Annotated in this window: 18 protein-coding genes; 6 read left to right on the top strand and 12 right to left on the bottom strand. The window is 36.3% G+C overall.

The window, feature by feature from the left end; all coding sequences use genetic code 11:
- Positions 1–238: 238 nt before the first annotated feature.
- Together DRW41_RS05485 and DRW41_RS05480 are read right to left on the bottom strand one after the other, a co-directional pair.
- Positions 239–979, bottom strand: a complete 741-nt coding sequence (locus tag DRW41_RS05485; protein WP_181884434.1) for an SDR family NAD(P)-dependent oxidoreductase — start codon at positions 977–979, stop codon at positions 239–241.
- 295 nt (positions 980–1,274) lie between these two features.
- Positions 1,275–1,802, bottom strand: coding sequence for a phosphatase PAP2 family protein (locus DRW41_RS05480; RefSeq protein ID WP_342771978.1), 528 nt, complete (start codon positions 1,800–1,802; stop codon positions 1,275–1,277).
- A gap of 228 nt (positions 1,803–2,030) precedes the next feature.
- On the opposite strand from DRW41_RS05480, the gene DRW41_RS05475 reads away from it, so the two are divergent.
- The gene (locus DRW41_RS05475; RefSeq protein WP_245959359.1) at positions 2,031–2,477 is read left to right on the top strand and encodes an FAD-binding protein; all 447 of its coding nucleotides are present in this window, start codon (positions 2,031–2,033) and stop codon (positions 2,475–2,477) included.
- A gap of 170 nt (positions 2,478–2,647) precedes the next feature.
- Here the strand turns inward: DRW41_RS05475 and DRW41_RS05470 are convergent, their stop codons facing one another.
- The 5 genes from DRW41_RS05470 to DRW41_RS05450 all read right to left on the bottom strand — a co-directional run bounded on the left by DRW41_RS05470 (position 2,648) and on the right by DRW41_RS05450 (position 8,141).
- Positions 2,648–3,985: a hypothetical protein gene (locus DRW41_RS05470; protein ID WP_115450977.1), complete on the bottom strand. Its 1,338-nt coding sequence runs from the start codon at positions 3,983–3,985 to the stop codon at positions 2,648–2,650.
- Between the two features lie 21 nt (positions 3,986–4,006).
- Complete coding sequence (locus DRW41_RS05465; protein ID WP_115450976.1) at positions 4,007–4,912, bottom strand: Gfo/Idh/MocA family protein; 906 nt, start codon at positions 4,910–4,912, stop codon at positions 4,007–4,009.
- A gap of 367 nt (positions 4,913–5,279) precedes the next feature.
- Positions 5,280–5,660, bottom strand: a complete 381-nt coding sequence (locus DRW41_RS05460; protein ID WP_245959358.1) for a zinc-binding metallopeptidase family protein — start codon at positions 5,658–5,660, stop codon at positions 5,280–5,282.
- 224 nt (positions 5,661–5,884) lie between these two features.
- A complete protein-coding gene (locus tag DRW41_RS05455) occupies positions 5,885–7,243 on the bottom strand; it encodes an MFS transporter (RefSeq protein ID WP_181884433.1) in 1,359 nt (452 codons plus the stop codon).
- A 220-nt stretch (positions 7,244–7,463) separates the two neighbouring features.
- Positions 7,464–8,141, bottom strand: coding sequence for a GIY-YIG nuclease family protein (locus tag DRW41_RS05450; protein WP_115450974.1), 678 nt, complete (start codon positions 8,139–8,141; stop codon positions 7,464–7,466).
- Positions 8,142–8,477: 336 nt separating this feature from the next.
- On the opposite strand from DRW41_RS05450, the gene DRW41_RS05445 reads away from it, so the two are divergent.
- From DRW41_RS05445 to DRW41_RS05435, 3 genes are read left to right on the top strand one after another with little or no spacing between them, the layout of a single operon-like run.
- Entirely contained in the window at positions 8,478–8,885 is a 408-nt protein-coding gene (locus DRW41_RS05445) for a RusA family crossover junction endodeoxyribonuclease (RefSeq protein WP_115450973.1), read from the top strand.
- Positions 8,882–9,172, top strand: coding sequence for a hypothetical protein (locus tag DRW41_RS05440; protein WP_115450972.1), 291 nt, complete (start codon positions 8,882–8,884; stop codon positions 9,170–9,172). The genes DRW41_RS05445 and DRW41_RS05440 overlap by 4 nt, the downstream gene beginning before the upstream one ends.
- Entirely contained in the window at positions 9,172–9,522 is a 351-nt protein-coding gene (locus DRW41_RS05435) for a hypothetical protein (RefSeq protein ID WP_115450971.1), read from the top strand. The genes DRW41_RS05440 and DRW41_RS05435 overlap by 1 nt, the downstream gene beginning before the upstream one ends.
- A gap of 57 nt (positions 9,523–9,579) precedes the next feature.
- On the opposite strand, the gene DRW41_RS05430 is transcribed toward DRW41_RS05435, so the two are convergent.
- From DRW41_RS05430 to DRW41_RS05420, 3 genes are all read right to left on the bottom strand, one after another.
- Complete coding sequence (locus DRW41_RS05430; RefSeq protein ID WP_115450970.1) at positions 9,580–10,773, bottom strand: DUF6575 domain-containing protein; 1,194 nt, start codon at positions 10,771–10,773, stop codon at positions 9,580–9,582.
- On the bottom strand, positions 10,773–11,192 hold the full coding sequence (locus DRW41_RS05425) for a hypothetical protein (protein WP_115450969.1): 420 nt from the start codon (positions 11,190–11,192) through the stop codon (positions 10,773–10,775). Before DRW41_RS05425 ends, DRW41_RS05430 begins: the two co-directional genes overlap by 1 nt.
- 486 nt (positions 11,193–11,678) lie before the next feature.
- On the bottom strand, positions 11,679–13,625 hold the full coding sequence (locus tag DRW41_RS05420; protein ID WP_115450968.1) for an FUSC family protein: 1,947 nt from the start codon (positions 13,623–13,625) through the stop codon (positions 11,679–11,681).
- A gap of 801 nt (positions 13,626–14,426) precedes the next feature.
- Between DRW41_RS05420 and DRW41_RS05415 the strand changes: the two genes are divergently transcribed.
- Positions 14,427–15,284, top strand: a complete 858-nt coding sequence (locus DRW41_RS05415) for a dimethylarginine dimethylaminohydrolase family protein (RefSeq protein WP_115450967.1) — start codon at positions 14,427–14,429, stop codon at positions 15,282–15,284.
- Between the two features lie 129 nt (positions 15,285–15,413).
- Here DRW41_RS05415 and DRW41_RS05410 read toward each other — a convergent pair whose 3' ends face one another.
- Together DRW41_RS05410 and DRW41_RS22875 are read right to left on the bottom strand one after the other, a co-directional pair.
- Entirely contained in the window at positions 15,414–16,187 is a 774-nt protein-coding gene (locus DRW41_RS05410) for a nucleoside phosphorylase (RefSeq protein WP_115450966.1), read from the bottom strand.
- Positions 16,188–16,432: 245 nt separating this feature from the next.
- Positions 16,433–16,618, bottom strand: coding sequence for a hypothetical protein (locus DRW41_RS22875; RefSeq protein ID WP_181884432.1), 186 nt, complete (start codon positions 16,616–16,618; stop codon positions 16,433–16,435).
- Between the two features lie 222 nt (positions 16,619–16,840).
- On the opposite strand from DRW41_RS22875, the gene DRW41_RS05405 reads away from it, so the two are divergent.
- Positions 16,841–17,623: a metal-dependent hydrolase gene (locus DRW41_RS05405; RefSeq protein ID WP_115450965.1), complete on the top strand. Its 783-nt coding sequence runs from the start codon at positions 16,841–16,843 to the stop codon at positions 17,621–17,623.
- Positions 17,624–17,712 lie beyond the last annotated feature (89 nt).

The following is a 17,712-nucleotide window of genomic DNA, read 5'->3' as shown; positions in this document are numbered from 1 at the left end:
TGGTAAAGATAATATATTTAGCGGGTTGATTTTATTTCCTCCTAATGCTTATTGGAGCCATTTTAACAAGTAATCGATATCCATTTCGTCCTCATTCTTGCTCTTATGGTCTGCCTTTAGAATAAGAAAAAAGTGAAGCCATTAAGAAAAGTCCAATTTCCTTTTTATGCTCTTGGAAATTGGACTTTTTATCGGACAAAATTATACTTACCTAATTGCTATCACTGAAAGCATTGGATTATAAAGCAGCAGCTCCACCATCAATCGAAATAACCGCGCCATGTATATAGGAAGCTTCGTCGCTTAGCAGGAAGGAAACGACATCTGCAACTTCATGAGGCTGGCCCAATCGGCCCATTGGCACTGCTTCGGCCATCGCTTTAATAGCCTCTGCAGGGAATGCCTTTACCATTGGTGTTTCATTCGTTCCTGGAGCAATCGCATTGATTCTGATATTTTCCCTTCCGTACTCTCCGGCAATGGTTTTTGTCAGCCCAATAACAGCATGTTTTGTTGCTGAATAAGCACCTAGAGTAGGCATTCCAACCAAACCACCGAGCGAGGCTGTATTGACAATTACTCCGCCCCCGGTTTTTAGCATTTCATTAACTACATATTTCAAACCGTAGAATACCCCTTTTAGATTCACGTCAACAATGCTGTCGAATTCTTCTTCAGAACATTCTAAAGTGCGGACTCCAGAACCGGAAATGCCGGCATTGTTAAAAAATAAATCGATTTTCCCAAAGTGGTCAATAGTTTCTGCGACATAATTTTTTACATCATCAACCTTACTTACGTCTGCTTGAATAAAGATCGTGTCACCGCCCCGCTCATTACAAAGTTGAACTGTTTCTTCCCCTTTTTCTTTGGACAGATCTACTATCGAAATATTTGTCCCCTTCTCAGCCAGCTTTAGCGCCGTCTCTCTACCGAATCCACTGCCTCCACCAGTAATAATCGCTGTTTTTCCCTTCATGTAACTCACTCCAATTGATTATTTATGTACTAAAGATAATATGCCCATTAAATCATTGTGAAATAATGAGCAATCTATTTTATTATAACACTTACCTAAGAACGGTGACATTTCTTACCGATTATGTCGATAAAGTGCCACAATTGGGGTCATGCAGCATTAGTTACAAAGTGAAAAATTTGTCCCTCTATGGTAAAAAAGCCGATGATCAATTAGATTCTGATTTAGATATTCAGCATATTGTTGAATGTTAGAGCCACTCCATTAAAATATAAATCTCATGTTTCCTCTTTCATTAAATAATATTAATTGCAAGTAGCCCAAAACCCATTCCTACAAGGGCACCAGCAAGTACATCTGAGGGATAATGTAAACCTAAGAAAACCCGTGAAACTCCTACGCAACATGCAAGTGGGAAAAGGACTAATCCAAGGATTGGCAAATGAAAGATAAAAGGAGTAATGATCGAGAAAATAGCTGTCGTATGACCCGATGGAAAGGAATGATCCTTTAGTGGATTTTTTCCCACCCGAGCATTGGGCAGAGATAGATATGGACGTGCTCGAGGATATATTTTTTTCGTAGAGAACACAAAGAGATGACTTGTCAGTAGAGATAAAGCACTTTCCAAGCCCCATAATTTAGTCGGAAAATCAAAGCACAAAATGAAGAAGACCGTAAAACTAATGGTTGCCGTCGCTCCGCCCAGATGAGTAATTTGATGGAAGAATAAATTTAGACCTTTTTGATCATAACGATTGTTAATCATTGAATAGATATTACATTCGAATTGATACAAGTGATGAACCAACTTGGCTATCATTTATTATCCCTCCTATCAATTTATTTGGATTTTACCCTACCTTTGTAAGAGAAATATAAACGGAGTATAAATTTTGTGTTGATTATTTATAATTGACTCAAAATTAGAATTTCAAAAAAGGCACCTCAATCAAATTAAAAGGATTGAGATGCCTTCCTTTACTCACATTTAAAGGATATGCCTGGAAAAGATTTTCCTAAAACATGGTTTGATACAGGATATATAAAAATGGGGGAAACACCTGAGGAATTGGCAAAAAAAATCGGCGTCCCGCCAAAGAACCTATCTGCAACTATTGAGCGGTTTAATCAATTTGCGTGGGATGGCTACGATCAAGATTTCAAGCGAGGTGTAAGCGCCTACGACCGCTATTATGGTGATCCTACGTTAAATAATCCAAATCTGTACCGATTGGAAAAAGCCCCTTACTATGCAATTCCGAGTTATCCCGGTGATATCGGTACAAAAGGCGGATTGGTCACCGATCAGTTTGCCAGGGTAATGCATGAAAATGGCCAGCCAATTCAAGGATTGTATGCAACAGGCAATTGTGCGGCCTCCGTGATGGGAGAAACCTATCCCGGACCCGGGGCCACAATCGGACCAGCGATGGTGTTCGGCTATATAGATGCAAATGATATGGCTGCCTTAGGAGCAACACTTAAGGAGGCATAGGAGGAGTCTTTAAAGCTACACTTACCAGGGTTTTATATTGTAACAACGGCTAGTAAATCTATACTAGACACTAATTGCTGAAAAAAGACCGGTGTGAACCGGTCTTTCATTTTTATATTTAGTGTTTAGCTTATGTACTTTTTCAGCCAGCTTGCCTAGTTGCTGTGGATTTAGACCGATTTTTTCAACTGTTCCCCTTGCTTCTTCTGCATCTCTAAATTTATGATATTTTCATTGGCCACTTGATCTACCTTGAAATGTTCGAGATGCCCGGCCTCTTTTAGATGCCAAACGTTTGCTAAAAAGGAAAACTCGACCGATTTGAATTTTATTTTATCTGTATAATAGTTGATGCATTCAACCGATCCGCTATAATTCTTCTTTAACTTTAGAGATAACAAATCGCAAATATATAAATTACTATCCTTATCGATCGATTTATTATGTTTCATTTCCTTCTTTTTATCTTTTAAAATCTGTAAATAATCTTGGGAACTTAATGAATTTAATTTAACCAAAAAATAAAATTGAGGCTTCCCTCCCTCATATACTTCTCTGCCGAAACCAAGGAAAATAACCTCAACGGAAGAATCATTAATCGTTTCTGCATCAATATATAATCTGCTATTTAATAGGCTTTTGACCTCATTTTTTAGCCCTTCATACGTAAGTTCTACCGTGCCATTTTTATCATGGCTGCTAATTAATGGTGAAGCAATCGAGGCCGTCATTTTATTTTTAGAATAGGTAGCATTCGTTCCTCTTCTAGGAAGGATTGTAAAGCCATCACTAAGCTGGACAATTCCATTAATCCCAATATGGTTGGACATTTTAGTTGTTTCGAAGTTATTAAGGCGAGGCCCATATTCGAAGATTTTCCGAACGGATAATCCCGGTTCAAACTCATAGTCTATTGCTCGATTCGTCAAAAGATGATTATAAAAATTACTTCTCGACGTTGAAAGTGTAAGGGTGCGGGCAGTTTCATTTAATGTATACCCATCGAGCCTAACCGTTTCAAAATTTTTAATATAACTACCCTTATGTGCTTTCATTATTTCAGAGTAGCTGCTTTTTATTAATGGATCGGGATCAAACATTTTGCTGGGGGCATCTTCAATTATAATCTTGAAATCCTTTTGATTAACAAAGCTTTCATTATATAAAAACTCGATACCCGATTCATTCAAGACCAATTCTTTTTTATAATTATTTTGATAGATATCCAGCAAATAGCTCATGCTATGAGTCGTCTTTAATTTATCTTCTTTAACCATTAGAAAATTCTCATAAAGAGACTTGATTAAATCCGAAATAAAAATACCAATTATTATGGGCAATAAGACGTCCAGCGATTTTTGATGGTAATAGTAGTAGAGTGCTACTATTGTTAAAATATAAAATGACGCTCTTACGCCAATCACCTTTAAAAGCAGGGTTAATTTCTCAATGATAATAACCGCTACTAATTTCCCTATTTTTAATGTGGCCCCAACCAATTTATTCATACTATTCTCCTAATTTATGGCCTACTTATCTCCTATTAATATACCATGTATAGTAAGAATATTATCATTATTATTCAAATCTCTATAGTTTTCGAAGTAATTTTTATAATGATTTTCCAATCGGTCACCATTATTTAAATCCACTAGCAACTCATTATTAAGTAAGATGATTTGCCTTGAATGATCTATATATAGGACATCCTTTGTAAAATAAATGTTCGTATACTTATGATTGGCGCGATATCTCCAATCAACCGTAATCGAGATGTCGATATCATCCATTACATATTGGTGCTTTGAATATATATCCTGGTGGACTTTATCATCATAAATATACGATTTCTCCACTAAATGGAGTTTTTTAATATCAATAAAGCATGATAACAAACTCAAGCAATTGATCCCGCTATCAAACCAACAGCCTTCTAACCCAATATACTCATCTTTAATATGGAAATTTTCATCCGTATAAGGGTCCAGGACTGTAGACTCTATCCTTTTTATATCTCCAAAAGTACCTATTTTGTCTTTGAGATATACTACTTCATTTCCATGCATCCAATGGAAGATCACATCAAATGAAACATTGTTTTCCTTAGCCACTTCAAAAAGAACATCCAATTCTTCCATATTCAGTACTGCCGGTTTTTCCAAAATAACATTCTTTTTATGGAACAAACAGTCCTTTGCTATTTCAAAATGCGTATTCGGAGGTGTCGTAATAATAACAAGGTCCACCTCTTCATTCAGTAACATTTCTTTATAATCGGTATAAAAAAGAGCATTATATTTCCTGGAGATTTGTTCCGCGGATTCCTTTAAATCACATAAAGCAAAAAGGTTATATCTCTGGTTTTCATATACTGGGTTGAGATATTTCCCAGCTATTCTTCCAATTCCTATAATACCTACATTCATTTTTTTCATTGAAATCCCCCAAATAAAAATATTTACTTAACCCAATTTTAATTTTTTCAAAATAATCACTTGGTTCTTCACCACAAAGAGTGATTTTCTTAAATTTGTTGATTTACGCTCCACCAAGAAAAGCTTCCTTGAATATACATACGTCATTCGAAAATTTTGAAGAATGCTTATTTACTGTAAGGTTCTCAGTAATACATCTAATCTTCTCTGCGTTTGATATCCCAATACTAACGAAAATGAATTACAGGAGCAACCTGTCTTTCCTGGGGAAAGAACATTTTTATAATAAGTGTAAAGAAAAGTGGTGCCTGCACTTCCCGTTTGATGTGTGACATTCAAACTACAGCGAGGTTTGTTCGAATCCAGGTCAATCTTTTCGAGGAGGCTCTTGTCGTTCGGGAATAAGTGAATAGTTCGGTTCCCCGCCAAGCCGTTCCTGATGTTCAGCCTTTGCCTTTCGTAAGATGTCCGGATTCTCCATTATCTCGATTGCTGTACATGCCATTACTTTTCCAGCTTGCAGCATTCCTTTGTGGGCAATCGGCATGGCGCCTTGCGAGACAACCTGCCAAGTATGGAATGGGGTCCCAAGCGCCCAGCAAGCTGTCATGCACTGCATGGTTGGAACGATCCAGCTTACATCGCCAACATCTGTTGAGCCTGACAGCATTATTTCTTTCTCGTTTAGCGGGGGAATCAAGTCGGCTATGTGTTTCCCTTTTAGGTTTTCTGCCGTAGGTTTATCCAAACCTATAAATGCCGCTTCAGGTGAGAGAGAGTCTCTAATTTCCTTCGCATACGCTTGATCAAACTCATCATAGCCTGGAACACTTTTTCTAGTTATTCATTAGAAGCATTTCACCCGTTCGCAATAAAAAATGGAATAAGCACCCGACTTATGATAGACAGGTTCTTATTCCACTTTTGTTTTTAAGTTTTGAACTTATAATAAGGAAGCGTCAATCCGGTAGTTTATACCGTCTTTTCCCTGTTCTTCTTTTCAGACACGGTAACGTAGAGCATCCCCGGAACCAGCACAACAGCAACAACAACTAATACAATGGCCATTGTTTTCATATTTCCTTCATTCATTCCTGTAGCAAACGCCACACCATAAATACTAGATGCAAGGATATTTCCGATAAATCTAGATGTCATGAGCAACCCTGATGCAATCCCACTTTCCGAAACACTTATAAAGGAATACAACAAATTTTGCAGTCCGATATTCTGTATCCCATTACTAATACCCGTAACCGCAAGCACGATGCCAATCCATACTAAGGCGGAATTATCCTTAACTGTAAATAGCAGGATAACCCCTACTAATCCCAGTAACACACTGGACATTAACGGAACTCGAAATCCTTTCCTCTCTATCCATCTAGTCGCAATTGGTGTCATGATCATTGCAAAAATCGAAAGCGACAGCATCACGATTCCCGCCATTTGAGAGCTTGCACCTAACGAACTTTGTATAAATGTTGGGAAGCTTAAGAGCACTGCAAAAAATATGACTGTTGATAAAATGTACTGGCCAAAAATAAGTGCTACATTCAAGTTTTTCCGGAAGAAATTCACATTGATAAATGGTTCATCCCTTCTCTTCTCGTATATGTAGAAAATAACTGTAAGTATAACCGCAAGAATCAATATTCCAATGTGGACACCTTGCTCGAGTCCGAGTAAAAATACCATCCAAGAAGTAATAAAAAAGCTAAATAAAATAATTCCAATTCCATCCAACTTATAAGATATAGCCGTATTTTTCTTATCTTTAGGGATAAACACCATCGTTAATCCAATTGCGATTGCCAGTATCGGCAAGTTCACATAAAAAATAACCGGCCATCCGCCGAACTGAATGAGCATCCCACCTATAGTTGGTCCGAATGCCGCGGACGTTGTTGCAAAAACGGCTAACGTACCGATCACACGGTTTTGATTGTGCTGTATGGTATTGCGTATTACCCCAACTCCGGCAGGAAAAAGTGCGGAGGTACCAATTGCCTGGATTCCACGCATCAAAAGAAGCACAGGCATATTCGGGGATAACGGTGCCAAAATGGATGATACCACCACAAGCATAAGACCAATTAAAAGGATTAATTTCCTTCCATAAATATCACTCAATTTTCCGATCAACGGCGTAAAGATCGCACTAATAATAAAATAAGAAGCAATTAGCCAAGAGATATTTGTTGAAGTCAGTTGGAAATCCTTTTGAATTGCTGGTAAAGCTACTGTAATCATCGTTGTATTTAATGGGTTAAGGATAATACCCAATGCCACAGCTAGTATGATAAATTTTTCGTTTTTTTCCACAGCCATTCCGATGTCTCCTCTAGATTGTATATCCATTCATTTTAGCACAACTTAAATCCCAAGCAGGGTAAAGCTAAGACGCAGGGAAATGTCCCTGCGTCCGTAAAAAACTCATTTATTAAGGGATGGTTCATCGCACATGTCTTACCTGCAGTTTTATTATCTTAAATACAAAAGCGGTAAAGATTTCGCTTTATCCTCCAATTATTATAAGATCTCGAATATCTTACGCATCTAGCAAGTTTTTATTAACAAGTTCGATTAATTCAATTACCTCTTTTGGATTTGTATCAAACCATTCTGAGCCAGGGGAACTTTCAACTTTTTTACCTTTCAGTTTTAAGATTGAATGCAGCATAGTTTCTAATAAGGACGCATCATTAGTTTTAATTATGTATTCAATAGTGGGCACTTCTGGTAATGCTGTTGATACTTGAGAAAGTATTCGAATTACTGGGTCACTATCTGATTTTCCAATCTTACATGGCCATGTTTGCTTGTTCTGTAATAGGGCAAGTTTTTTATAATTTTCAAAATAATACAAATAAACCGCCGAACTACCACTTCCATACACAGCAAGTTCAGGGATTTCTACCTCTTTTGTAGCTTCTTCTTCCTGTGCGTCATTACCTTCTACTATCGGCGAATCTTCTTTATGTACTTCCCAGAATCCATAGGACTTGTTTGATACCCAACCTTTTTTTGACAAATTCGCAAGAGCCTTTTTAACTGATCTTGGAAAATCTTTTGACGAGGGGAGTAATCCACCATTATTTTTATGATATTCTAGCACTGTCTTTACAATTTCATCCCGTTTAATCGTTTTACCATTAAGTAACGCAATAATTAAATCCTCTATGATTGCAGGTGTTAAAGGTATTTTATTGTACTTATATTCTTCCACTTATTCTCGTCTCCTTACTATAAGCGTATTAAGTAGTAATACTTTTAACAACGTTCCCCGTTTAGATATATAATACTTAATAATAGTTTATTTTACTTACGGAATTATCCTCAAACACTATATTAATAAAAAGTGCCTCTATCTCTCAGAGAATAATCTTAGTGAAGTATTATAGTTTCACTTTCTTGCAGCTTTTTCTTATATGTAGTAACAATTCCATTCTCTTTTCATTAAACGATCTCTATAATCACAATTACTTATATTTAAAGATTCAAATAACTTAGAGAACTGTTATAATTTGATTAACATTTCTAGGGTAATTGAAAGGAGAGAGAAATGATTCCTTTTGAATTTATTGTTGACGGACCTCCTGTTTCACAACAAACTAGAAACAGAACCCGCTTACTGGCATGGAAAAACATAGTTAAATCAGCAGCAGAAGTTTATTGGCCTTCAGGTGATTCACCATCTGACCAAAGATTAAAAATAAGTATTACATATTATTACGACAGCACGAGCCCCGATGTTGACAATATTATCAAACCAATTCAAGATTCACTCATTGGTTTAGTATATATTGATGATGAACAAATAGTTGACACATCTTGTAGTAAAAGGGATATAAACGGATCATTTAAAGTTAGGGGCCTCTCCCCTGTTCTTGCTAAAGGTTTTAGTCAGGATAATGAGTTTCTATTTATTAAAGTTGAGGAAGCTACAAATCTAGAGGAGGTGCCAAGATGACAGATAAAAATCTAGATTTCGAAGAAAAAATCAAAGAAGTCGCAAATGAGTATAGCCAAAAAGGTTATACTGTTTTTACAAATCCCCAATTAGGCAACGATACACCTGAGTTTTTAAGAAATTATTCTCCTGATATTATTGCAATAAGTGAAAACGATAAAGTTGTTATTGAAGTAAGAAATAAATATTCACTCTCCCAGTCAAAAGAGTTAGAAAATTTAGCAAGTGTTATTGACCATCAAAAGGGCTGGAGATTTGAACTTATTGTTATTAATTCAAAAAAATAGTGGAAAAAGAACGTGATGATCTAAGTTTTAGTGAAACAAATATAATGCTGCAAGAGGCTGAAGAGTTGCTAATCAATCATTATATTAAAGCCTCATATATTTTAACTTGGGTAGGCCTAGAATCAATAATAAGAAAAAGACTAAAAAATGAAAGTGTTAAGACCGAATATAATAATCCTTTACAGATGATTAAAAATCTTTATACCTTTGGTTTAATTTCAAGGGAGGAGTATGATTATCTCCAAAACCAGTTTAAACTGAGAAACTTAGTAGTCCATGGATATAAAGCACCAAATTTAAATGAGCAAGTAACCAAAAGGTTAATAAAATTCTCAAAAGGTTTGATTTAAAATAAATTTTAGACCTGATTCTATACTGGAATCAGGTCTAAGTTTTCAAAATACTATTTATTCTTCATAAACCTCTTTAAGTTTTAATTGTAGAGTCTCCTTTTTTGTTATTTCATTTATTAATTGTTTAATTTCAATTAACGCTATAATATCCTTTGGAACTTCAAACTTGTACCCTTTATGTACATATTCGGCAATCTCTTTCGAAAGAGCTCCGGAGTATGGTGTTCCATCATCCCCCTCAATATAAAAAGTATTTCTTTTAAGATTTATAGCAATAAGCTCCCCTTTTATTTTTGTTTCTGTGATTGTTTCAGACATAGTTTCAGTACTTATGGATATAATTTCTTTTGCTTTATTTAATTCATCTGATGTAAGTACAGTATACCGTGTTTCATTATTTGGAGATGCCCATTCTACTTTTAGCTTTGATGAATCACTTTCAAAAGAACTTAGAAATTCCTTATATAATGTAACCGCCTTGGGATTAATCCTTTTGAGGTGTTGCTTTAATTCTTCTTCATTTTTACTATGTTCTAAGAGCTCAGCAAACACTCTAAGTGAATTACTCGCGGGGGTAACGTCAAATAAGTTGGATGACTTATTTGATTTTATCCTTATCCCAAATGAGGAGGCAAATAGCATTGTAACATTTACATTATTGTCCTCAACTACTGATGTAGGAGGTTTATTTTGGTTTTGATCCCATCTCTCATCGAGTCCATATAACGTATTTTGTGTATTAGTTAAAAGTTTTCCCATTTGTAAACTAGGTAATTCATTCTTATCCTCTACCCTTTCTATTGCAATATCTAAAACATCCCTCCTACTTAATACCGCCTCATCTAATGCTTTTGATGGCTTAGGTGGTAATTCAGAAGATGCTATCTCTTCGTTCTCAACAATAAAAGAATCATCTGCTGGTAGATATTCAAAAGGTACTTTATCACCATTTATTAAACTAAAAGATGCCGGAGCATTATCGCTCACTGGTAAATAAATTTGATAAATAGGATCTTCGGCCTTTATAATAGCTTCCCTAATAGATATTTTTCCTTTTTTTATTTGAAATTCCCTTATGGTACTAATAGGTACAAAAAACCAGAAATCCCTTTCTTCGAACTCATCAACTAAAAAGGCAAGAAACGTGGTGGAATTATTTGTACAAGAAAATATTCTAGGCCCATCATAGTAGAAAAAAATATCTTTGATTTTAAGGCTTCCTAATGGTGTGAAAATTTCACCTTTCATTATATATCCACCCCTATCCTCAAAACCTCTTTAAAATACGTATGAGGTTCTACATCAAGATATGTCCACCAATTAATATGAGATTTGCCTACATTATTACTTGGTTCGTAAGCATATAACCCACTATCCTGAGTGATATTGCCAACAGCGACTTTATTTTTCTTTTCCATACTTATGCTGGCAAAAAAATTTTTAGCAATATGTAAATCCGCAGGATCTGTAAGTAAAGAAATCCCAAAATTATTACAAGTGGGAGAAAAATACTTTTTCTTTTTCTCACCAATAGATATAAATTCTCTGGGTTTAATAGTATTTGATTCAATTATTCTATAAACTGTTAAATCCCCATTTATGGATTTTATAGGAGGACAACACTCCGGATAATAATCAGGAAACTTTTTACTCTTATTTTCTCCCATGGGTAGCACCTCTATACATTAAAAAAATTATTTTAACTTAGTAAATGGTTAACTGCTCCACCACTAAATTTATCATAAATTGGAAAATATTAATACAGCTAGAGGAGTTATTTCGATAAAGGAAATGATAGAAGATAAAGTGGTATTTTGTAAACTAAGGAAATTAATTACGTATAGAAGTAGAGGATATATCAATCAACTCTATTTTCAATTACCATACAGAGCTTATGTTAATATTCACCATTGTTGACGAGTAAAATTTTTAATAGCAAATTCCTTATCCTTTGAAAGCGTAATACAAATATAGGCTGCACTAATTGATTTTCCAGAAGAAGCACAGCCCTATTCCTTTTATTATAAATAGCTAAACCAAATTAACAGATATAAGTATAAATTTAAAACCTCATTTACTTATGATACGGTTCCCCATAACGCACCTAAATGAGGGCATCTGGATGACGGCTTTATAGAGAAGTGCCCTTAAATTTAAATGAAACTTCTTTCATCAATTTGAAGGGATTTTTGCAAGGTCATAAGCTCATTCCTTATACTTGGAAACCCTTCTATTTCAGGGACATTTTTAATCGAAGGCGACAGTTTTCGATCGGCGGCATTCGCCATCGTTTCACACACATAAAGCAATTGGGATAGTGTCTGATCTGATAAAATAGGACGATGTCCAGTTTTTGAGCAATTTTCCAGCAAATATGCTAAATGGTCTATGGAAAAAATAACTGGCCAGTAATATTCCAGCGCTTTTCTATCGACTGGAATCTCACCAGCAGCTGTATCGTATAGTGTTTTTAAATTAGATAAATTTGTGCGCATTTTCATTCTTTCTTTGCTTTTTCTCGCATTAAAACCGTTTCCCTGGTCAGAGAATAGGACCAATAAAAATTGCGCCTGGCTTCGGATCGTTTTGGTTATTAAATGTGGGACGCGACTGGAGGCAGACCGCCTTCCTACGAAGAACACTCCAATTAGTCCAATGATACTGCCGATTAAAATATCAATGATCCTGGCTGATGCGAAATAACTAAAGGCAAAGTTACCATGACTCGTGCTTTCCGCTATCAGCAAAGCATTCGGCGTAAAGAATAACGCAGCCAGACCATAATTTTTTACAATAAACAGCTCTGTAATGAACGTCAATAGCAGAATGAGTACCGCAATGATGTATCCATTCGGGTGAGCCATTAGAATCAAGCTTGCTATCATTATTCCGAGAATTGTACCAATTGCTCTTTGAATCGCACGGTGATAGGTGGCGACAATCGTAAAGCCTGACATAACTGCTACGCAGGATAAAGGCACCCAAAAAGGCCTTGTAAATTCAAACTGGTACGCTATTACAGCAGCGATAATGGTAAAAAGGCCGAACCGTACAGCAGTGATGAACACGATCGAGTTTTTATCAAAGGCACCAAGGAAAATGGTCCTTAGCGATGGGATGGAAATGTGAAGCTCATGATTAATTTTTGAAGTTGGTTCATTCTTAATCGCATCCGCATCAGTAATTGCTTTGAATAACTTAAGTACGGATTCATCCATTTCTTCTGAAAGAAGGATTTTTTTAGAAGGAATCCCATTCTTATGCTTCAAATCAAGCGATTGGGCAATTTCCCTGATAAATCCCCCAAACTGTGGTGGCAATTTATCGGTTGTTGCCGAAAAATTTTCAAGGACATAGAAAAATAATGCGTTTGCGTGATCATTTAAGATAACTAAACGATTAAAAATGTCCGTATTTCGCCAAGGAATATATCCTGCTGCAAGTGTTTCTTCCGCTTCCCTCAAGCCTGACATAACCCTGTGCCTTTCCTCATTGAATTTCTCTGTACCAACTGAGTCAAGAAACCCGGCAAGTTCTGTATATACATTTTTCACAACACCCGTTTCCGGCCCATGGGGATTAAAAAACCACCCAAGCATGGCAAGCACCCACGATAGTGCCCCTCCCAGAAATACAAGGCCGGCGCGCACCCATACAAGTTCCGGATGTACAGGCATACCGGTTGTCATCGCAAAAACTAACACGAAAAAGATCGCTGATGGCCCTTTAATTTTTAAAGCTCCAAAAATAAATATACCCACAGCTCCAATAATCCCCATCAAAACAGCTACTGCAAGTGAGTAAGGGGCAGCAAGAGTCCCGAGGGCAGAGGCTAACGTCATCCCCAGTACAGCAAAAAATATCTTTCTGGCTCTTTGGGCATAAGGGATATTAAACACATAAAGATATGCAAAGCCCCCCATTCCAGCGATCAACCCATATTCCAGATTCCCTACTAGTAATCCAATAAAGACTGGCAAAGACGCAGCCAGTCCTGCAGAAAACGCCTTTAACCAAGGAAAAGGCTTCCTATTAACAGTTAATGCCTGCTTAAAAATCGATGGGGATTTGGGAGAGTCAGATTTTAGTGTTTCTCTCATACTGATCGCTCCTTTTCTTATAATAAAATTGGACCATGATCCAATTCGGTTGACTTCAAAATTGCCTGTCAAAATAGAATTTCCATAGCTATTTTATGGTGTCCTAAATAAAGTGAAATCATTTAGCGCCTTTTATGTATAGTAAAGCTCCTTATTTCTCTGATTCAGCCGGGCAGAATAATCGGGTTAATCAGAGAAATAAGCAGTTGTACCTTTTCCATTGCTTTAAAGCTTACTGTACGATTCTCCACTTCTCCATCACGCAAACCTTACTCTTTTTCTTATTATATCACCAAAATATTTCCCTTCTTTTTAGATCTTGTAAAGTTCGGCTGTAGGTGTATTCCTTACCTTTCCTTAAACTCACTCCCACCTAATTAAAAGACACGTCCTTATAAAATAAGCGTCAAGAACATTGAATTGTTCTTTGACGCTTTCATTTAAGTGGTTCAAGAGTTTGGCTTCCAGGCAGAAATCAGCCGGTTAAAGAACCATAACTCCCTGACAATCATTCACGCCCTTAAAATTTCGTTCCACTGATAAAACAGTGCCTGTCACTCCCCGAATAATGTCGAGGGTATCGACAAAAAGCGGGTGGTGACAGGAAATATTTTATGAAAAAAACTGCTTTTATTTATGGTAAGGCTCACACCTCACCTATTAAACTAGCGGTTTTTTACTAATACTCTCCTTCTTGTTTAAATTCCTAAAGTGTCATTAGGTTTCTTAATGTTAGTTAGTAAATAATACCGGCTGTTTAGGAAAACCTAACTATAAATAGAGAAAATGGAGGGCATAAAAATGGCAGAAAGGCAAAATACAAACAATAAGACTTTTTGCATGAGTGAATACGATGTATTAAAACGAGTCATTCTTTGTCAGCCTCAATATATGACAATTCGCGAAGTAATTAATGAAACGCAAGAGCATTTTAAGAATGAAGGTATTCATATTGAGCGTGCATTAGAGCAGCATGGGGAATTTGTCAAAACTCTAAAGGATAATGGGATCGAAGTTATTTTATTACCTTATCATAAAAAATATCCTGAACAGGTCTTTACAAGGGATATAGGTTTTACATTAGGACAAACAATCTTTGTTGCAAAGATGGCAACGGATGTTCGAGAAGGGGAGGAAGATGTTTTAAAACAGTGGCTCGAAGATGAAGAAATCTCTTATTACAATTTAGCAGAGGAACGAATTGAAGGAGGAGATGTTGTAATAGATCGGGAAACCATATACGTGGGACTGAGTAATCGGACGGATCAAAAAGCTGCTGATCAATTACAACGTCTTTTAAATCAATTCAATGTTATTCCCATCCCATTTACAGAAAAATACCTGCATTTAGATTGTGTTTTTAATGTCGTTTCATCTGAAGTGGCCCTTATTTACCCAAATGCCTTAACGAAAGAAAGTATCGATCTTTTTGCTTCCCGCTATGACTTAATTGAAGTTTCGGAAGAAGAACAATTTCAATTAGGTACAAATGTATTCAGTATTGGAAATAAACAGGTATTAAGTCTGCCAATTAATAAGAATGTAAACAAACAGCTCCGTACCCGAGGCTTTCAGGTTATTGAAGTAGATATCACAGAAATCATTAAATCAGGAGGATCCTTTCGTTGTTGTACTCTTCCTATTTTACGACAAACTTAAATAAAAGTATTAAAAAAAATGACCATATAAACAACCAATTCCCCAACAAGGTAAGGTTGTTTATATGGTAGGAATACAAAATTATTTTTTTCTTTCTAACCATAGAATAAAATAAAAAACCTCATCTATTTATTTATTTGAATGGTCTGCCTTTATAATTTGACGCATGGCCTCAACCGCCACCTCAATCGCTCTGGTTTCATATTCGGCCAGGCTTGTTCGATCTTGGTTGGCAAATTTATTATAATTTGTTGCCGATAGCATTACGGATGCTCCGCGGGAATTCAAAGTTGGGGCGATTGAAAAGATTGGCGCATCTTCCATCGAAGTGCTTGTGGCTCCGCTTTTTTCATAGGCATTCCACTTATTCACTAATTCATATCCAACCGGCTTTGTTTCCGGTTCAGTTTGCGTAAAGAAAGAATCCTTAGTAATGGTCACACCAATGTTGTACTTATATCCGAGCTTAATTGCCGCCTCTTCAAGCTTTTTCAATAAGAAATAATCCGGAACTGCAGGATATTCCATTGGGATATAATGACTACTTGTGCCTTCCATCTTGACGGCACCGTTGGGAATAACGACGTCGCCAATACCAACCTTTTTGGAAGTTGAAGCACAAGTTCCAACCCGGATAAAGGTATGCGCCCCAAGCTTAGTTAGCTCTTCCATGCAAATCGCCGTTGACGGTCCGCCCATTCCTGTTGAAGTGACAGAAACTTTTACGCCATCGAGATAACCAGTATAAGTGGTATGTTCTCTATTTTGAGCAATTTTCTCATAACTATCAAAGTATTTGGCAATTTGTATTGTTCTTTCAGGCGCTCCTGGCAGGAATACATATTCGCCTACATCTCCCTCGCCACAAGCGATATGCATCATTTTGTTTTTTTCTGCGGTCATAATGAACCCCTCCAATTTATGTAAAAAACGCAACTTGTCCAGCAAATTATAAATTATGGCCCTCTTATTAATTTATCGTACTACAGGTGAGGGTCAAGAAATATGAAATTGCCTCGGATGCTTATAAAAATTTTACTGGCCAACTGATCAACCATAAGAGAGAGAGTTTACACCATCAACAATCGAACGTAGATTCCATTAATTGAAGAATATTTTCGGTACAAGCAGAATTGAACCGTTTTTATTTAAATATTTTTATTTACTTCGACCATTTCAGAATTCCGCTTTTTATATTCATCATATTCCTTTAATGCCATCTGAGCACTTTCACCTTTAATAGCATTAAAGCCTTTCCGAATAAGCATTTCTTCTAATGCTTCTAAGAACATGGAGAATATTCTTCTTACGCGAATTATATCCCATTGTCCCAATCCTTCATCCTGCCATGTCGTGGTCCAAAAGAAGGTGATTACCACTAGGCTTTGCTCTCAATACCTAGCTAAAAACAACTGATACTTTTTGGATCTTCCCATGATATTCTTTGCTTATTTAAGCCAATAATCACATTTTGTAAATTCGTACTTATTAATTTGAAAGTCAGGAATAGAATGATAGTGGTTTTACTTTACTACTATTAGGGGGAGAAAAATGTAATGAAAATATTAAGGCTTGGGCATGCAATGTATATGTTCACAAGTAAGGCGGGGAAAAATTACCTTGTAGATCCATTTATTGATTTAAATCCTGGATTTCCACAACAGCTAGATACTAAAGATTTTTATAATGCTATCGATTGTGTATTTTTGACACATGGACATTTTGATCATACAAGCGGGCTTTCTAAGGTAGTGGAAAACAAACCTGATATTATGGTTGTTGCCCAATATGATTTGGCCATGATACTTCTGCAAAAGGGCATTAAAAATGTACTTCCTATTAATCAAGGTGGTTCGGTGTCCTTCAATGATCTTACCGTCACAATGGTTCAAGCCAAACATACATCCTCATACGGGGAGATAGAAGGAACCCCACTATATGCGGGCGAGGCATCCGGGTATGTTTTTGACTTTGACGATGATTATACAGTTTACCATTCTGGGGATACGGCTCTTATGTACGATATGAAGTTGATTCAGGATGTGTATAATCCTGAGATTGCAATATTATCCTCATCAGGCCATTTTACAATGGGGCCAAAAGAAGCAGCCTATGCAGTAAAGAACCTATTGAAAGTTCAATATGTTATTCCAAGCCATACGTTTCCTTCTAAAAAAAGTGCTCCATCACCGGATATCCTTGATCAATTATTGAACGCCTTTCCCGTAGTGGAATATATGATGGATAGAGATAAAGACTTAAAAGAGTTGTTAAACGATTATCCACAAACCGAAGTGGTAACGATGGGATATGGAGAGGAAAGGGAATTTAAGAAATAGCCTTATAATTGATTACAACCAGATAAATAATAAAACAGAGATGAAGTCTTTATCATCTCTGTTTTTATTTTTCCTTTTGGCAACCTCTC

The sequence above is a fragment of the Neobacillus piezotolerans genome, from assembly GCF_003362805.1.
Classification (GTDB): Bacteria; Bacillota; Bacilli; order Bacillales; family Cytobacillaceae; genus Bacillus_D; species Bacillus_D piezotolerans.
This window is presented reverse-complemented; position numbering and strand designations above follow the sequence as displayed.

Excerpts from the sequence above, each read along its gene's own strand:
- DRW41_RS05405 (WP_115450965.1), top strand. The coding sequence starts at position 16,841 with ATGAAAATATTAAGGCTTGGGCATGCAATGTATATGTTCACAAGTAAG.
- DRW41_RS05430 (WP_115450970.1), bottom strand. The coding sequence starts at position 10,773 with ATGAAAGGTGAAATTTTCACACCATTAGGAAGCCTTAAAATCAAAGAT.
- DRW41_RS05475 (WP_245959359.1), top strand. The coding sequence starts at position 2,031 with ATGGGGGAAACACCTGAGGAATTGGCAAAAAAAATCGGCGTCCCGCCA.
- DRW41_RS05440 (WP_115450972.1), top strand. The coding sequence starts at position 8,882 with ATGACAGATAAAAATCTAGATTTCGAAGAAAAAATCAAAGAAGTCGCA.
- DRW41_RS05455 (WP_181884433.1), bottom strand. The coding sequence starts at position 7,243 with ATGGCTGTGGAAAAAAACGAAAAATTTATCATACTAGCTGTGGCATTG.
- DRW41_RS05445 (WP_115450973.1), top strand. The coding sequence starts at position 8,478 with ATGATTCCTTTTGAATTTATTGTTGACGGACCTCCTGTTTCACAACAA.
- DRW41_RS05480 (WP_342771978.1), bottom strand. The coding sequence starts at position 1,802 with ATGATAGCCAAGTTGGTTCATCACTTGTATCAATTCGAATGTAATATC.
- DRW41_RS05470 (WP_115450977.1), bottom strand. The coding sequence starts at position 3,985 with ATGAATAAATTGGTTGGGGCCACATTAAAAATAGGGAAATTAGTAGCG.
- DRW41_RS05465 (WP_115450976.1), bottom strand. The coding sequence starts at position 4,912 with ATGAAAAAAATGAATGTAGGTATTATAGGAATTGGAAGAATAGCTGGG.
- DRW41_RS05485 (WP_181884434.1), bottom strand. The coding sequence starts at position 979 with ATGAAGGGAAAAACAGCGATTATTACTGGTGGAGGCAGTGGATTCGGT.
- DRW41_RS05415 (WP_115450967.1), top strand. The coding sequence starts at position 14,427 with ATGGCAGAAAGGCAAAATACAAACAATAAGACTTTTTGCATGAGTGAA.
- DRW41_RS05410 (WP_115450966.1), bottom strand. The coding sequence starts at position 16,187 with ATGACCGCAGAAAAAAACAAAATGATGCATATCGCTTGTGGCGAGGGA.
- DRW41_RS05425 (WP_115450969.1), bottom strand. The coding sequence starts at position 11,192 with ATGGGAGAAAATAAGAGTAAAAAGTTTCCTGATTATTATCCGGAGTGT.
- DRW41_RS05420 (WP_115450968.1), bottom strand. The coding sequence starts at position 13,625 with ATGAGAGAAACACTAAAATCTGACTCTCCCAAATCCCCATCGATTTTT.